Annotated in this window: 12 protein-coding genes; 7 read left to right on the top strand and 5 right to left on the bottom strand. The window is 39.4% G+C overall.

Annotated features, from left to right (window positions below):
- Positions 1 to 58: 58 nt before the first annotated feature.
- Positions 59 to 1,249: a PQQ-dependent sugar dehydrogenase gene (locus RB215_RS08290; protein ID WP_309216194.1), complete on the bottom strand. Its 1,191-nt coding sequence runs from the start codon at positions 1,247 to 1,249 to the stop codon at positions 59 to 61.
- On the opposite strand from RB215_RS08290, the gene RB215_RS08285 reads away from it, so the two are divergent.
- Complete coding sequence (locus tag RB215_RS08285; RefSeq protein WP_011328384.1) at positions 1,234 to 1,674, top strand: hypothetical protein; 441 nt, start codon at positions 1,234 to 1,236, stop codon at positions 1,672 to 1,674. The two genes, RB215_RS08290 and RB215_RS08285, sit on opposite strands and share 16 nt — an antisense overlap.
- A gap of 106 nt (positions 1,675 to 1,780) precedes the next feature.
- Here the strand turns inward: RB215_RS08285 and RB215_RS08280 are convergent, their stop codons facing one another.
- Complete coding sequence (locus tag RB215_RS08280; protein ID WP_182683460.1) at positions 1,781 to 2,980, bottom strand: Nramp family divalent metal transporter; 1,200 nt, start codon at positions 2,978 to 2,980, stop codon at positions 1,781 to 1,783.
- A gap of 301 nt (positions 2,981 to 3,281) precedes the next feature.
- Entirely contained in the window at positions 3,282 to 4,544 is a 1,263-nt protein-coding gene (locus tag RB215_RS08275) for a valine--pyruvate transaminase (RefSeq protein WP_309216193.1), read from the bottom strand.
- Positions 4,545 to 5,073: 529 nt separating this feature from the next.
- On the opposite strand from RB215_RS08275, the gene RB215_RS08270 reads away from it, so the two are divergent.
- The 4 genes from RB215_RS08270 to RB215_RS08255 all read left to right on the top strand — a co-directional run bounded on the left by RB215_RS08270 (position 5,074) and on the right by RB215_RS08255 (position 10,346).
- Positions 5,074 to 6,156, top strand: a complete 1,083-nt coding sequence (locus RB215_RS08270) for an endonuclease/exonuclease/phosphatase family protein (RefSeq protein WP_086998694.1) — start codon at positions 5,074 to 5,076, stop codon at positions 6,154 to 6,156.
- Positions 6,157 to 6,396: 240 nt separating this feature from the next.
- The gene (locus tag RB215_RS08265; RefSeq protein ID WP_011328379.1) at positions 6,397 to 6,816 is read left to right on the top strand and encodes an MAPEG family protein; all 420 of its coding nucleotides are present in this window, start codon (positions 6,397 to 6,399) and stop codon (positions 6,814 to 6,816) included.
- 366 nt (positions 6,817 to 7,182) lie between these two features.
- On the top strand, positions 7,183 to 8,619 hold the full coding sequence (gene nhaD / locus RB215_RS08260) for a sodium:proton antiporter NhaD (RefSeq protein WP_179807000.1): 1,437 nt from the start codon (positions 7,183 to 7,185) through the stop codon (positions 8,617 to 8,619).
- 350 nt (positions 8,620 to 8,969) lie between these two features.
- Positions 8,970 to 10,346, top strand: coding sequence for an NAD(P)-binding domain-containing protein (locus RB215_RS08255; RefSeq protein WP_011328377.1), 1,377 nt, complete (start codon positions 8,970 to 8,972; stop codon positions 10,344 to 10,346).
- Between the two features lie 82 nt (positions 10,347 to 10,428).
- On the opposite strand, the gene RB215_RS08250 is transcribed toward RB215_RS08255, so the two are convergent.
- Together RB215_RS08250 and RB215_RS08245 are read right to left on the bottom strand one after the other, a co-directional pair.
- Entirely contained in the window at positions 10,429 to 12,276 is a 1,848-nt protein-coding gene (locus RB215_RS08250; RefSeq protein WP_058373524.1) for an ABC transporter ATP-binding protein, read from the bottom strand.
- Positions 12,277 to 12,448: 172 nt separating this feature from the next.
- On the bottom strand, positions 12,449 to 13,246 hold the full coding sequence (locus RB215_RS08245) for a hypothetical protein (RefSeq protein ID WP_309216192.1): 798 nt from the start codon (positions 13,244 to 13,246) through the stop codon (positions 12,449 to 12,451).
- Positions 13,247 to 13,445: 199 nt separating this feature from the next.
- Between RB215_RS08245 and RB215_RS08240 the strand changes: the two genes are divergently transcribed.
- Both RB215_RS08240 and RB215_RS08235 read left to right on the top strand, forming a co-directional pair.
- A complete protein-coding gene (locus tag RB215_RS08240) occupies positions 13,446 to 14,864 on the top strand; it encodes a M28 family metallopeptidase (protein WP_086998636.1) in 1,419 nt (472 codons plus the stop codon).
- Between the two features lie 125 nt (positions 14,865 to 14,989).
- Complete coding sequence (locus tag RB215_RS08235; protein WP_011328373.1) at positions 14,990 to 15,436, top strand: DUF4826 family protein; 447 nt, start codon at positions 14,990 to 14,992, stop codon at positions 15,434 to 15,436.
- The last annotated feature ends 56 nt before the right edge of the window (positions 15,437 to 15,492 follow it).

Below are 15,492 nucleotides of genomic sequence, written 5' to 3'. Positions count from 1 at the left end.
GGCTTACTAAAAGGCGCTATCCCCCCTAAAAGCGAAGTCTCTCTAACCCTCTTGTGAACTAATTTGATTTAACTAACATCAGCTTTGCATCTTCCCCATCGGTTAATATCGCTACATTACCCTCAGTGGTTACAAACACATCTCTTAATCGGCCTGTGGCCTCTGGGAATATATGAGACTGGGTAAATTCACCATTAGCTAAATTTACAGCGTAGAGCTTTTTATCAACCAAAGTCGTAATTAACACATGGTTTTGTAGTGAAGGGAAAGCCGCGTGCTTAGAGCCGTAATATGCCATGCCTGACGGGGCAATTGAAGGCGTCCAATCTAGGCTTGGTTTAGCCATACCGGGGTAGTCTCTAAACGGTGAAATACGTGCTTGTGAATAATCGTCACCATTGGTTATTACCGGCCAGCCGTAATTGTTACCTGCGGTTAAGTAGTTTAGCTCATCACCGCCTGCAGGGCCGTGTTCGTGGCTTACAATTTGCTGCGTATCGTAATCATAAACTAAGCCTTGAGGGTTACGATGACCAAGTGAGTAAACAGCATGGGCATTTGGATTTGTATGGTTAATAAATGGGTTATCTGTTGGAATACTGCCGTTTAAGTTTATACGTAATATTTTACCAAGCTGGCTGGTAATAACTTGTGCTTGCTCTCTAAAGTCAAAGCCATCGCCCGTTGAAACTAATAACGTATTGTCGGGTAGGACAAGGGCGCGCCCAGCGTAATGCTGTGGTGTGTTTTTATTGGTAGCTACTTTATAAATAATTTGCGGCTTTGAAAAACGAGTACCATTAAAGGTGGCTTTGGCAACAACAAGCCTGTTTGCGTTGGCATCGCCTTGGGCGTAGGTAAAAATTACTTCTTTGGAATTGCTATAATCTGGCGATAATACTATATCGAGTAAGCCACCTTGGCCTGCAAGGTATAAGCCCTCTAGGTTTAGTTTTACTCTTGATTGCGCATTATTTTTAATTATAACTACGTGGCCATCGCGCTCTGTAATTAACCATGTACCGTTTGCTAGTTCAACCATGCTCCACGGAGACTGTAATTGTGTAGCAAGGGTTTTTGTACTGTATTGCTTTTTTGGTAACGCAGCGCCTGCATTAACAGAAAACGCAAAAAGCGAAAGCAGAGTAAAAAAAGAGATACATTGTTTACGGGGTAAGCCTTTGCTAGCATGGCTTATATAAGAAAAAAACTTTATTTTAAGTTGAGATAACCATGTCATTTTTAACACGTATATTGCCCTCATTTTTAGTTTCTTGGTTATTTACATTCACACTTGCTAGCTTGTTTCATAGCCAATACGTTGTCAATCAATTAGTTAATGTAGGTGTTGTAGTGAGCTTTAGCGACCGTGTTAGTTTAACACTGGATGATTGGCTGGGCTTATTACCTACCTATGGTGCTATTATTGCCATTGCACTTGCCATCGCTTTTTTAGTTACGGTGCAGCTAAATAAAAAGGTTAAAAAATACCGTACTCAGCTATTTGTTATTGCTGGCATTGTGGCGTTTGCTATGGTGTTAATTGCCATTGAATCGATTATGAATATACATATTATAGCGGGTGCAAGAGGTTGGGGGTTTTATGCTCAATTGCTTGCAGGTGCGGCCGGTGGCTATGTGTTTTCACGCTTAACAAAAACAAATATTATCTGATTTTAATTACTGCAGGATACAGGTAAGGTTTTTTTATAATAGTGAATAAGGTAAAAGCCACTGTTTTTAATAAACAGTGGCTTTTAATTAGGTGTTTTTAGTTTAATTAAAAAATCAAACTAATCAGCTTGTAGCTGCTTAAGCCAAAAATAAGCAGTAATATAGGCACAGTGATAAGGTTTAATAACACAGAATTGGTGTAATTGCCCATCACCGCTTTTTGATTTACCAACCAGAGTAAGTAAACAGTAATAATAGGCAGTAATAAGCCATTAGCAGCTTGGGCAAAAATGATCACGGCAACCGGATCTAACCCCAAAGAGGCAACAGCTGCGCCAAACAATAAGATAACTAATGCTACCGATTTGAAACGGCTACTCTGCATTTTGTTAGACCAACCAAGCATTCCGCAAACTGCATAGGCTCCCGCTAAAGGAGCAGTAATTGCACTAGTTAAACCTGCAGCAAATAAACCAATAGCAAAAAAGTAATGGGCAGCGCCACCTAATAATGGCTCAAGCTGTACAGCCATATTGGCTGCGCTAACTTTACCTGCGTCGGTACCATAAAAAGCCACCGAGGCGGTAGATAAAATAGCCAAAGTGATCACTCCACCTAAAGTGATTGATAAGCTGGTATCGATATTTGTTTGCTTAATTATTTTACGTTTATCGCTATTATTGTTGTACTTTGCTGCGAGCACTCCTGAATGCAAAAATAAATTATAAGGTACTATGGTGGTGCCAATCAGTGCAAGTACAGTGGTAACAGAGCCCTCAGGCATAGTAGGAATAAAACCCGCTAGTACTTTGCTTATAGGCGGAGCAGCCATAACTAAAGTAGAAATAAACACTAAGCTCATTAAAATCACTAATAAAATGAGCGCGTTTTCTACCACTTTATGTTTTCCGCTGTACAGTAACAATGCGCTAATAAAAGCAATGAGCGGCGTCCATATTTGCGCATTTATTGTCGGAAATATCTTTATTAAACCCATGCTAGCGCCACTAAGGTTACCCGCTTCATAGGCGGCGCTGCCCACGCCAATGGCGCTTATTACCAAAAAGCTAGCGAGAATTTTAAGCACTGGGGTATGAATATGCGCGCGCAGTGCTTGAGCAAGATCTTTGCCTGTTGCTACGCCAAGGCGAGCAGCCATAGATTGTAATAATATAGTGGCTATTACTGAAAAAAGTAATGTCCAGATAAGTGCAAAGCCAAAGTTTGCACCTGCTACGCTAGCAGTCGTTATGGTGCCTGGTCCTATAAAGGCTGCGGTGACTAGTAGTCCTGGTCCTAATCGCATAATTTACCTGTATGTTGGTGTTTAAAGTGTGCACCTGTATGGGCGCGCGTTTTATTACTGCCACTTAGTAAGCGTTTGCAGCCTGAACTACCTTTTATGCTACCCGCTAGTAAATAGCGTGTAAAAAAGGTCGCGTAGAATAACAGTTTATATATAAATTTAAAGAGTATAGCGCGCGTTTGCACAAAAAGAGTACAGTATTACAGAGGTAAATAAGGGATAAAGGCAACACTTGCTCAATAGCGTGCCGTTATAGTGGATGTTAAGTTATAGCCAAAGCGTAGATAGCATAAGCATTAATTTACGCCATTAAATACTTTATGGTTTGTAAACCTTTGCGTAGTGTTGCTTCATCGGTTGCATAGTTAATGCGAATACACTCGTGCTTGTGCGCCCAGCTCTCGTCAATGCCAATAAAAAAGTTGTGTCCAGGAATTACATACACATCTTGCTCTTTAAGCTTTTGGTATAGTGTTTCGCTTGTTATTTTTGCATCTTTAAACCACAGCCACATAAAAAATGCGCCTTCAACTTTATGCAAGTAAACGCTCATATCGGCAAATATTTCATCAAACAGTTCAATCGCTATTTGTGCTTTATTACGATAAAAAGGCAACACAACATTACGACACAGCGGCAGTAATTCGTCGTCGTTAATTAAACGGGTAACTAAGCTTGGGCCTATACTATTTGGCGATAAAACCATGCTGCCATTTACGCGGCCAATTGCTTTAATAATTTCATTGTTTGCAACCACAATACCGCTGCGTAAACCCGGTAAGCCAAGCTTTGAAAGCGACATACATAAAATTATGTTTGAGTTCCAGGTTAGGTTTGCGTCGGTGTAAATACAGCCCGGGAATGGATCGCCATATGCGTTATCTATAATGAGTGGAATGTTGTATTGCTTAGCGAGTAAATCAAGGTGTTTTACTTCATCATCGGTTATTACATTACCGGTTGGATTGGTAGGGCGCGATACGCACAGCGCACTGATACTGCTGTCGTTTGCTAATATTTTTTCAACCGCTTTAAAATCAATAACGTATTTAAATTGTTTAGATGTGCTACCGGTATTTAAAATTTCGATATCGGGCTTTATGGCAACAAACATATCGTCCGATAAACCTTGGTCGGCATAACCTACGTATTCTGGCGCGAGGGGAAATAAAATCTTTTTATGGCTGCCATCAGGCATTTCGCCTGCAAACATATTAAACAGCACAAAAAAGTTAGCTTGGCTGCCATTACCAAGTGCTACGTTATTGGCACTTATATCCCATGCATATTCTTTACTTAGTTGGCTTGCTAATGCAGCTCTAAACTCGTCGTTACCGGTTGGGCCGTCGTAAAGGCCAAATACTTGCGATACTTTATTACTGGCAACGAGCTTTTGTAACTCACTTAAAAAAACCTCATTTACTTGTGGTACTAATGCAGGGTTACCGCCACCCAGCATAACAATATTAGGATTGTTACTGCTTTTAGCACTGCCTAAGTCTTCCATTAACTGAGTAATGCCGTTGGGTTGTGTAAATTTAGTGCCAAAGTTTGAGTAGTTCATAATACATAGCGTTTGTAGGTAATGGAAAGGGCAGTATAGCCTAAATAAAGGGCTAAAATAGTAAGTTGAGAATTATTCAATGCGTAGTTTTAAAGGTTGTTACTGCAACCTCATTGCATATAAGCATAATAAAGCAGTAATAAAATAGGCACTGTGCTTTTTGGAGATATTTTAAAAGATGAGGGGGGGTTTGGTTTTAATAGCGCGTAGCGATACTCAAGGGTAAAAATAAAGCGTACGAATACGTAAGCAGCTAAATTTGTAATGCTATTGTTTGATGTATGAAATTGAATTGATTTGCCATGTATGATCTTATTTTTACAAGTTTACTGAAATAGCACAGGTTTTGAACACCCCCCTAAAGCCTTAAAAACGATAAGCAATAGGGTATACTGCTATTACATACTTTTACGTATTCATTTAAGCAAGCATTAGGGCTAATAACTCAGCGATGTTTGTTATTTTAAAATGTACAGTAGTGGAACCTCTTTTGATAAAAAACACTCAACTAAAAATAGCCACATTTAACTTGTTTAATTACCTTGAGCCACCCAATGCATACTATGAGTTTGAGAAAATTTATACCGCGCAACAGTGGGCTAAAAAGCAGCAGTGGGTTATTGATTATTTAACAGAGCACGCACCTGATGTGATTGGTTTTCAGGAAGTGTTTAGTATTGAGTCGTTACAAGAATTAGTACGTGGGCAAGGTTATGAGCACTTTGCAGTGGTAGATACGCCCGAGGTGATTGACGACTTTATTTATAAACGCCCCGTAGTGGCAATTGCCGCAAAATATCCTATTGTTGAAGTGGCTGCGGTGCAGCACGATAATGAACTTGTAGCTACCCTTGGGCTTAGTGCTGATTTTACATTTAGCCGCAAGGTATTAAGAGCCACAGTAACTTTGCCGCACATAGGTAATACAGATTGTTATGTGGTGCATTTTAAATCTAAACGCCCAATGATTGAGGTTGATGAGCACAATAAAGCACTTTCGCCCGAAAAGAACATAATTGAGATTTTAAAAGCGAATGTAGCGGGTGGCTGGGGATCAACTATTCAACGCGGCAGCGAAGCCACATTATTAATGATACAAATGATTGCGCGCCGCGAAGCTACGCAGCAGCCTATGATTTTAATGGGCGACTTTAATAACAGCATAGCCGATGGTGTGTTAAGCCACATGCTTACTAATACACTGCGTTTTGCACCTGCTTTTGACGCTAAAACTTACCTTGCTAAATATTGTTTAAATGATGCATGGGACTTATTTACAAAGTCGCAATTGGCAAGTGCTGAGCCACAAGCACCAACAGACGACTTGCGTGTTGATGGTGATATAGCGAGTGTTGTAATTGAGCAAGGTGATACAAATAATGTGGCTAAGCCAGCAACTCCACGCACGCCAACCCATTATTATGGCGCGAGCAGTTCAGTGCTTGACTACATTTTATTGTCTAGTGAATTTGATGCCAGCTACCATGATAGCTTTTTTGAAGTAAGTGACTATAACACTTACGATCGGCATTTAATTAACCCAGTATTTGAGCGAGACGATTTAAGTACCGACCATGGGGTGGTTATAGTTAGTTTAACTTTGAGGTCGTAGGCTATAATTTTAATGATTGATATTGCTAAGAATATTTGTTTAACAATATTACTTTTACGGTTTTTAATTTAAGTATTAAGTGCTTTTATGTAAAAACGTCGGAATAAATTACTGAGTTTAAACGATAGCTTTAATTATTTGTATAACTATCAAATAATTAAACTCGGCCTAAAACTTGCCTGTTATTAATGTTAAACATCTAAAAATTGATAATCTTTAATAAAAACAAGGAAATTAACTATGACTAATATTGCACTTTCGGCGTATTTGGCGTTTTACCTGTATTTAATTATGTTGCTTGTACAGTGGGCGGTAGCAACTTTTAGCAAAGCAAAACAGCCTAATGCAGTGCCGGGTAAAATAAGTGACGACTTATCGCATGATAGTTTTATATTTAGAGCACACCGTACTTTTCACAATACCCTTGAAAATAGTGCGTTATTTATAGGAACAGTGTTGTTTGCTTTTGTAATAAATTATCAAAGCCCAATATTTGCACTATGTGTATGGATATACGTTATTGCGCGATTAATTCATATGGTGCTGTACTACGCAATTGCTACTAATAAAAATCCTAGCCCACGTAGCTACTTCTTTTTAATTGGCGTACTTGCCAATGTTGTGATGCTAGTAATGGTAGGCTTAAGGTTAATTGCCTAATACAAATTAAATAACAAACAACAATTAACCAAGAGCGAAGTTGCTTACATAGCAACTTCGCTTTTTTTGTAAACTACTTTCGCAGCACTAAATAAAAATAATGTAACCAATTGAATTTTAAATGATTAACCTGTAAATATTAAAGCTTGCACAACCACCATTCACACACTCTATTTACAATATAGCAACCATCTATGCATATATAGACCTCAGTACAATAGCCACTTGGTAATGCTGTGCTATTTTATTGTGGTGAAAAAATAATAACCAATAAATACTCACCAAAATGCGTATCAATAAAGCAGATAAATTGCTTTATTGTAATTAAAGCCAGCTGATTTATGTAATTAAAACAGGAAATGTAAAATGAAGAGTTTGTTACGGGGGTTCAACATAGTATGTATTGCTATGTTGTTTTTTTGCTCGCCAGTTTGGGCTGCGCAAGGGCAGTTAGATTTAACATCATCGAGTATTGGTTGGTTATGTATTGGTATATTTTTAATTGCTTATACCGTGGTTATGCTCGAGGAAAAGCTACATTTAAGAAAGTCGAAACCAGTATTAGTTGCAGCAGGATTAATTTGGATATTAATAGGTGCCTATTACGTTAGCCATGATATTACTGAACTTACCGAAACTGCATTTAGGCATAATTTACTTGAGTTTGCCGAGCTTATGCTCTTTTTACTAGTCGCTATGACCTACATAAATGCGCTAGAAGAAAGAGGAGTATTTGATGCATTGCGCGCTTGGATGATCCGTAAAGGCTTTAACTATAAAAATTTATTTTGGATAACCGGTTTTTTAGCATTTTTTATCTCCCCGATTGCCGACAACCTTACCACCGCGTTATTAATGTGTGCAGTGGTAATGAAAGTTGCCGAAGGTGATAAGCCATTTATAAACATCAGCTGTATTAATATTGTTATTGCGGCTAATGCGGGCGGCGCATTTAGCCCCTTTGGCGACATAACCACGCTAATGGTGTGGCAAGCTGGATTGGTGCATTTTAACGAGTTTTTAGTGCTGTTTTTACCTGCTTTAGTTAATTACTTAGTGCCCGCAGCCATTATGAGCTTTTATGTTGCCGATAAGCACCCAACCGCACAATACGAAGCGGTTGAGCTAAAACGCGGCGCAGTGCGAATATTAGTGTTGTTTTTACTTACCATAGCCACTGCCGTTGCTTGCCATAGCTTTTTAAACCTGCCACCAGTATTAGGTATGATGATGGGGCTAGGCTATTTACAGTTTTTTGGTTATTTTTTAAGAATGACTTTACCAGGATCACTGGCACGTAAAAGAGCCCATGCAGAGCAGTTGGGCGATCAAGAACGATTAGCTAAACTAGGCAGTGTTGTACCATTTGACGTATTTAGTAGAGTGCAACGGGCAGAGTGGGACACGTTATTATTTTTTTACGGTATTGTTATGTGCGTGGGTGGCTTAGGGTTTTTAGGTTATTTAAACTTTATGTCTGAGATGCTATACGGCAATTGGTCTACTACAACGGCAAATGTTTTTCTTGGGGTGATTTCTGCAGTGATCGATAATATACCGGTTATGTTTGCGGTATTATCTATGGATCCTGAAATGTCGCATGGGCAATGGTTGCTGATCACATTAACTGCGGGGGTAGGCGGTAGTTTACTCTCGATTGGCTCGGCTGCGGGAGTGGCATTAATGGGGCAAGCACGCGGCTACTATACTTTTTTTGGTCACCTAAAGTGGACGCCTGTGATTGCGTTAGGTTACGGGGCCAGCATAATACTGCACTTATGGCTTAATGCATCATTATTTTAAAGATACTAGCAAACGCTATAAGCTATTTTTTATCACAGTAACAATACTATAAAGCTTTAATTTAAGTATTTAATGGTAGTAAAAGCGAAGGAGCATAAACAGCATCTTCGCTTTTTTATTACTTAAATTTAAGCCGTTATAAACTAATGGCTGAGTGCTTACTGATTAAATTTTTTAAGCCAAATAAGTTGTGGTGATAATAGACGGCTGGTTAATAAAATATTGATTTATTTTATGTTTTTTTAAAGGTAAATGTTATAAAAAAGGATTTATTTTTATTGTGGCAAATAATTTGCATGAAAAAATGTTATAGTAAGGCTCGTATTAGCTATTAGGAGTCGACTTTTATAATGAAAAAAATTGCTATTTTGGGCGCAGGTCCAAGCGGTTTGGCACAATTACGTGCATTTGAAGCAGCTCGTTTAGCCGGTATTGAGAATTTACCGGAAGTTGTTTGTTACGAAAAACAAAATGATATTGGTGGCATGTGGAACTATACATGGCGCACTGGGCTAGACAGAAATGGTGAGCCGGTACATGGCAGTATGTATCGTTATCTTTGGTCTAACGGACCAAAAGAATGCTTAGAATTTGCTGATTATTCTTTTGAAGAACATTTTGGTAGACCTATTCCTTCGTATCCCCCTCGTGAAGTGCTTAAAGACTACATAATGGGGCGTATTAACAAGCAAGATATTCGTAAATACATTCGCTTTGAGTGCCCGGTTCGTTGGGTTACATTTGACGACGAAACACAAATGTTTACTGTAACGGTTATGAACCATAAAACCGGCGAGCAGGAAGTGAATGAGTTTGATTATGTTATTGTTGCTACAGGTCATTTCTCTACACCAAACATGCCTTATTTTGAAGGGCTAGAAGAGTATTCTGGTCGAGTATTACATGCTCATGACTTTAGAGATGCGCTAGAATTTAAAGATTCAGAAGTTTTACTTATAGGCAGTAGCTATTCTGCCGAAGATATAGGTACGCAGTGTTATAAGTATGGCGCTAAATCGGTAACTATAAGCTACCGTACTAAAGCACTTGGCTATAATTGGCCAGACGGCATTGCAGAAATGCCACTTGTGACCCACTTTGAAGGGGACGTTGCGCATTTTATAGATGGCACTAGTAAGCGCTTTGATGCTGTGATTATGTGTACTGGGTATTTATTTCATTTTCCATTTTTACCTGACGAACTACGTTTACAAACACATAACTGTTTGTATCCGGCAAACTTGTATAAGGGTGTTTTTTGGCAGCCAAACCCTAAGTTAGTTTATTTAGGCATGCAAGATCAGTACTTCACTTTTAATATGTTTGATGCGCAAGCATGGTATGTACGCGACGAAATTTTAGACAGAATAAAAATACCAGCATTAGCAGCACGACAAGAAGATGAAAAAAATTGGTTAGCTAAGTACGATGAAGTAACGAATGTTGAAGGCTCTATTGATTATCAAGCAGCGTATATTCGTGATTTAACTAATGCCACAGATTACCCTGAATTTGCAGTTGAAAAACAGGCAGATATTCTCAAAGAATGGCAAAAAGATAAACAACAAGACATTATGTGTTTTAGGGAAAAAGCGTATCGCTCTACTTTAACAAATACCTTGGCACCTGAGCTTCCTGTGCCGTGGTTAGATGTACTTGATGATTCATTAGAATACTTTTTAGAATTATCGGCTACTCACACCATAGAAAAAAGTAAAGCGAGCTAGCACGTAATAAAACAATATTAAACCATAACGCATTTTTCGTTATGGTTTAATATTTTAAGTTTGTTGTTAATACTTAAAAAAACTATTCAACGCCAATAAACCCACCTGTTTGATGTGCCCAAAGTGCAGCGTAAATCCCATTCTTAGCTATTAACTCATCATGTGTGCCTTGCTCAACAACACCGCCGTTATCAAGTACGATAAGCCTGTCCATTTGCGCTATGGTTGATAGCCTGTGAGCAATAGCAATTACTGTTTTATCTGTCATTAAATCATCAAGACTTGCTTGAATAGCGGCTTCTACTTCTGAATCAAGCGCGCTGGTGGCTTCGTCGAGTATGAGAATAGGGGCGTTTTTAAGCAGTACGCGCGCAATAGCAATACGTTGGCGCTGCCCACCCGATAAGGTAACGCCACGTTCGCCTACTTGCGCGTCAAAGCCTTTATTACCTTTGCTATCAACTAAGTCGGTTACAAACTCTAGCGCTTTAGCTTGCTTGGTGGCATCGATCATTTCGGCTTCAGTGGCATCTGGTCTGCCGTATAAAATGTTGTCTTTTACTGAGCGGTGCAGCAGGGAAGTGTCTTGAGTTACCATGGCAATGTAACGGCGTAAGCTTTCTTGGCTCACATCGGTAATGTTTTGGCCGTCAATTTTTATACTGCCAGAGTCGGTGTCGTAAAAGCGTAGTAATAAATTAACTAGCGTTGATTTACCCGCGCCAGAGCGACCCACTAAGCCAATTTTTTCACCGGCTTTAATATTTAAGTTTAAACCGTTAATAACTGGGCCACGCAGCGTTTCACTCGCTGCTTTGCCGTAGTTAAAGTGCACATTGTTAAATTCAATTGCACCTTGGCTAACGTTAAGAGTGCTGGCATTGGGTTTATCGGCTACTGCAATTGGGTTAGAGAGGGTTTGCATGCCATCGGCTACGGTGCCAATATTTTCAAATAAGCTGCTTATTTCCCACATGATCCACTGCGCCATACCGTTTAATCTAAGGGCTAAACTTACCGCAACGGCAATTGCTCCTGCGCTAATGGCACTTAGCGACCACAAGTAAAGTGATACCGCAGTAACCGAAAACACTAATAAGTAATTTAAAGTTTGAATAACAAAGTTGAGGCTGGTAACTAAACGCATTTGCTTGTACACCGGCTGTAAAAAAACATCCATACTTTGTTTTGCGTATTCTTCTTCGCGTTGGGTGTACGAAAATAGTTTAATGGTAGCAATATTAGTGTAGCTGTCGACAATGCGGCCGGTCATTTCTGAGCGGGCATCGGCTTGTGAGGTAGCCACTTTTTTAAGACGCGGTACAAAGTAAAGTTGAATGCAAATATACAAAACAAGCCAAACAAGTAAGGGTAACATTAAGCGCCAATCGGCCTCGGCTACTAAAAACAACATAGAGCCAAAATAAACGATTATGTACATTAATACATCGAGTAGTTTTGTTACAGCTTCGCGCACAGCCAGAGAGGTTTGTAATACCTTGGTGGCGATGCGTCCGGCAAATTCATTTTGATAAAAACTAACACTTTGGCGCAATAAATATCTATGTGCTAACCAGCGAATCGACATGGGGTAATTGCCCAGTAATGCCTGGTGCAAAATTGCAGAATGAAAAAACACCACTACAGGCAGCACCACAAGGAGCATAAGGGCCATTTTTGTCAGCTCGGACTGCTGCTCTACAAAGAGTGTTTGTGGTGTATAAATTGCCAGCCAATCAACTAGTTGCCCCATATAGCTAAATAGCGATACTTCTAAAATAGCGAGCAAGGCGGCACTTAACGAGAGTAGTGCTAGCGACAGCCCCATGCCTTTGGTGTAATGAAGACAAAACGCAAGCAGCGTGTTAGGTGGCTGCGTTGGTTTATCTTGTGGGAACGGCTTAGTAATGCGCTCAAATAATCGATACATTTTAATAGCTTAAATGGCAAGTAATTGCAGCTATCATAGCATTTTTGTGTTTTTAAATGCAGCTTAGTAGAGGCTTAATTACTCATACTCTAAGGTATAATTAATATTAGTAAGCATTAAAACAATACTAAGATTGCTATTATCAGCCGTTATTGAACAGCCCCATTAAGTTTTATTTTGCTTCTATATGGTAAATAGTATTTATATTGCTATGCAAGTTTGGCGCTATGCTTTGCATTACTGTTGAGGCTTGTATTGCCTCTACCGTTATATGCTTTAACGACAGGTTACTTAGTATAAGAACAATGTTTTTGTATTCAAAAAACTCTATAAGTGCAATACAGTTAAAGTAATGGCGTAACAGTACTAAAGTAGTTTGTAATTCTTGCCCTGTTTTAGGATTTAGGTTAATGATTGCCTGGCCGCTTTTATTAATGCAGTGGTTAATGGCGTGCCAAAACGACTCGCTTTGAATAAACGTTTGGTGGTGCTCGCCACTAAATATATCTATGTAAATTAGGTCGTATTGTTGAGTGCATTGACTAATAAATTGCTGAGCACATTGCTGGTGCACAGTATGATCAATGGGTAATTTAAAAAATTGCTTAGCGATACTTATAACATCAGGGTTTATTTCTACACTTTCAAACGTATCAATTAAATTACGGCGGCTAGATTCAATGTGTTTAAGTGCGCGCTCTATTGCTGCAGTGCCTAAGCCCAAATTTAAAATACGTAGCTCACTAACCGGGGCTAATAAAAATAACAACATGCTTTGATATATTGGTACACATAATAGTTCAGGCCGGGCTTTGCTCATTACTCCTTGAAGAGTAACGCCTAGCAGCGGATCGTTATTAAAAGTGAGCCATCTATAATCTTTATTTTGATAAACGCGTACCGGACCAAACTTACTGTCGGCATGATAGATTTGATTACTAAGCTTGGTATCGTTTTTTAATTGGCGCATAAAGTTTTTAATACATAAAGAAGCTAGTGTGACATAAATAAAATAACTATATTACTAAATATTGTAGTTGCTAATTATTTGGCTTAATTAAACCTTTAACCTGTACTCTAGCTTACTTTTTTGTGGTGCCTACCGCAAAAGTATTGCGCAATAAGCTTACTTGCGTAATGGTGATTATAATAAAAATAAGGAGCTATAAATGCTTAAAACACCTTTTAAAATAACAACAAAATTACTTAGCGTGAGTACCCTTACAGCTGCTTGTTTTGTGGGTTTAACTTCGCAAGCATTGGCAGCGGGCGAGATTAAATACACTGATCAACAAAAATTGCATGCTATAGCCGGTGATATTTCAGCGCAGCGTATTGGTGGCGATATTCAAACGCTGGTGGATTTTGGTACGCGCCATACATTATCAGACACTAAATCGGAAACCCGTGGCATTGGTGCAGCAAGGCGCTGGATAAAACAAGAGTTCGAAAAAATATCAGCACAATGCGGCGGATGCCTAGAGATTATTGAAGTAAAAGACACTATATCGGGCGAAAAACGAATTCCTGATGCAACCGAAGTGGTTAATATTGTCGCTATTCAGCGCGGTATAAGCGAGCCTAACCGTATGGTAATAATGTCGGGCGATATAGACTCACGCGTAAGCGATGTGATGGATTTTACTAGCGACTCGCCGGGGGCTAACGATAACGCCTCTGGTGTGGCGGGCGTAATAGAGGCGGCGCGTGTATTGAGTAAACATAAATTTAATGGCTCTGTGGTGTACGCGGCGCTGTCGGGCGAGGAGCAGGGTTTATTTGGTGGTAAAATTTTAACCGCTTATGCGCAAAAACACGACTGGCAAGTACACGCAGTACTAAACAACGACATGATAGGCAATATTACCGGGGTTAATGGCGTAACCGATAACACCACAGCGCGGATATTTTCTGAAGGTACGCGCGTAATAGAAACTAAAGAGCAAGCACGAACGCGGCGCTTTACGGGGGGCGAGGTTGACTCAGCTAGTCGTAACTTGGCGCGTTACATAGATACCATTGCCGACAGATACATTGCTAATTTAAATACTATGTTAGTTTATCGGTTAGACCGATTTGGTAGAGGTGGGCACCATAGACCTTTTAATGACGCGGGCTTTGCTGCAGTGCGCATTATGGAAACAAACGAGCATTACGATCGCCAGCATCAAGACTTACGCATTGAAAACGGCATTGAATATGGCGATACGATCAAAGGCGTTGATTTTGACTATGCGGCCAAATTAACCGCACTTAATGCTGTAAGTTTAGCGTCGATGGCGTGGGCACCAGCCCCTCCTAAAGACGTGAAAATCGCGGGTGCGGTAACGGCTAATACGCGTTTGTCGTGGCAGGCATCTAAAGACAATAATATAACCGGTTATCGTATTTATTGGCGTTATACCAGCGAGCCACAATGGCAGTTTAGTAAAACCGTGGGTAAGGTTACTCAAGCTACACTTAACAATGTAGTAATTGATAATTACTATTTTGGTGTTGCAGCCATTAATAAAGAAGGGATTGAGTCGCCGGTGGTATTTCCGGGGGATGTGGGCTCATTCGATCATAATATTAAAATAGTTAAGTAAAGCTTATAAATTTGGCTAAAAACCAGGCAAACAGCGGGTTTGAGGCTAAAAAATACTATTTTTGTACTTGCACCTTATTTGTTAAGCCCTTAAAGTGTTAAAAAAGAAGTAAAAGGTTATTAATAATGACACAACAAGAAAAAAAACCGTTAACAGCACAAGAACAAGCTCAAGTAGAGCAGCAAAATATATTATGGCAGCGTGAATGCTTTCAAAACGCACAAAAGCATTTAGCTGAAAAAGGCATTATGCCTAAAACGTTGATTGAAAAAGACAGTCGTTTTTTAGCCCCATTTTGTGCTCTATGGAAATTTAAGGCGCAAAACGGTAAAAACTATTGGGTAATTACCGGTCGTTTACCAACTGATCATGCTGAAGTGAGTGCTGCAAAAGATGCTCGCGATGCAATACGTTATTTTTCACTGCAATGGCAGTTAAAAGCTGATCAAATAATGCAAACAGGGGCGAGTGATAAAACCAAGGTTGATTTTGCCAATTTACTGATCAATCGTGCCCATGGTTTATACGAAATGCACGAAAATGAACAACTGTGGGCTAACGAGCCTAAATAAGTTTAATATGTTTGTATAACAAATTAAAAAGCGAGCTACTTTATTTATTGTAGCTC

Origin of the sequence: Pseudoalteromonas sp. HL-AS2 (assembly GCF_031198805.1) — a bacterium.
Lineage (GTDB): Bacteria > Pseudomonadota > Gammaproteobacteria > Enterobacterales > Alteromonadaceae > Pseudoalteromonas > Pseudoalteromonas nigrifaciens.
The sequence above is the reverse complement of the archived record's forward strand: the minus strand, read 5'-3'. Positions and strand labels throughout refer to the sequence as shown.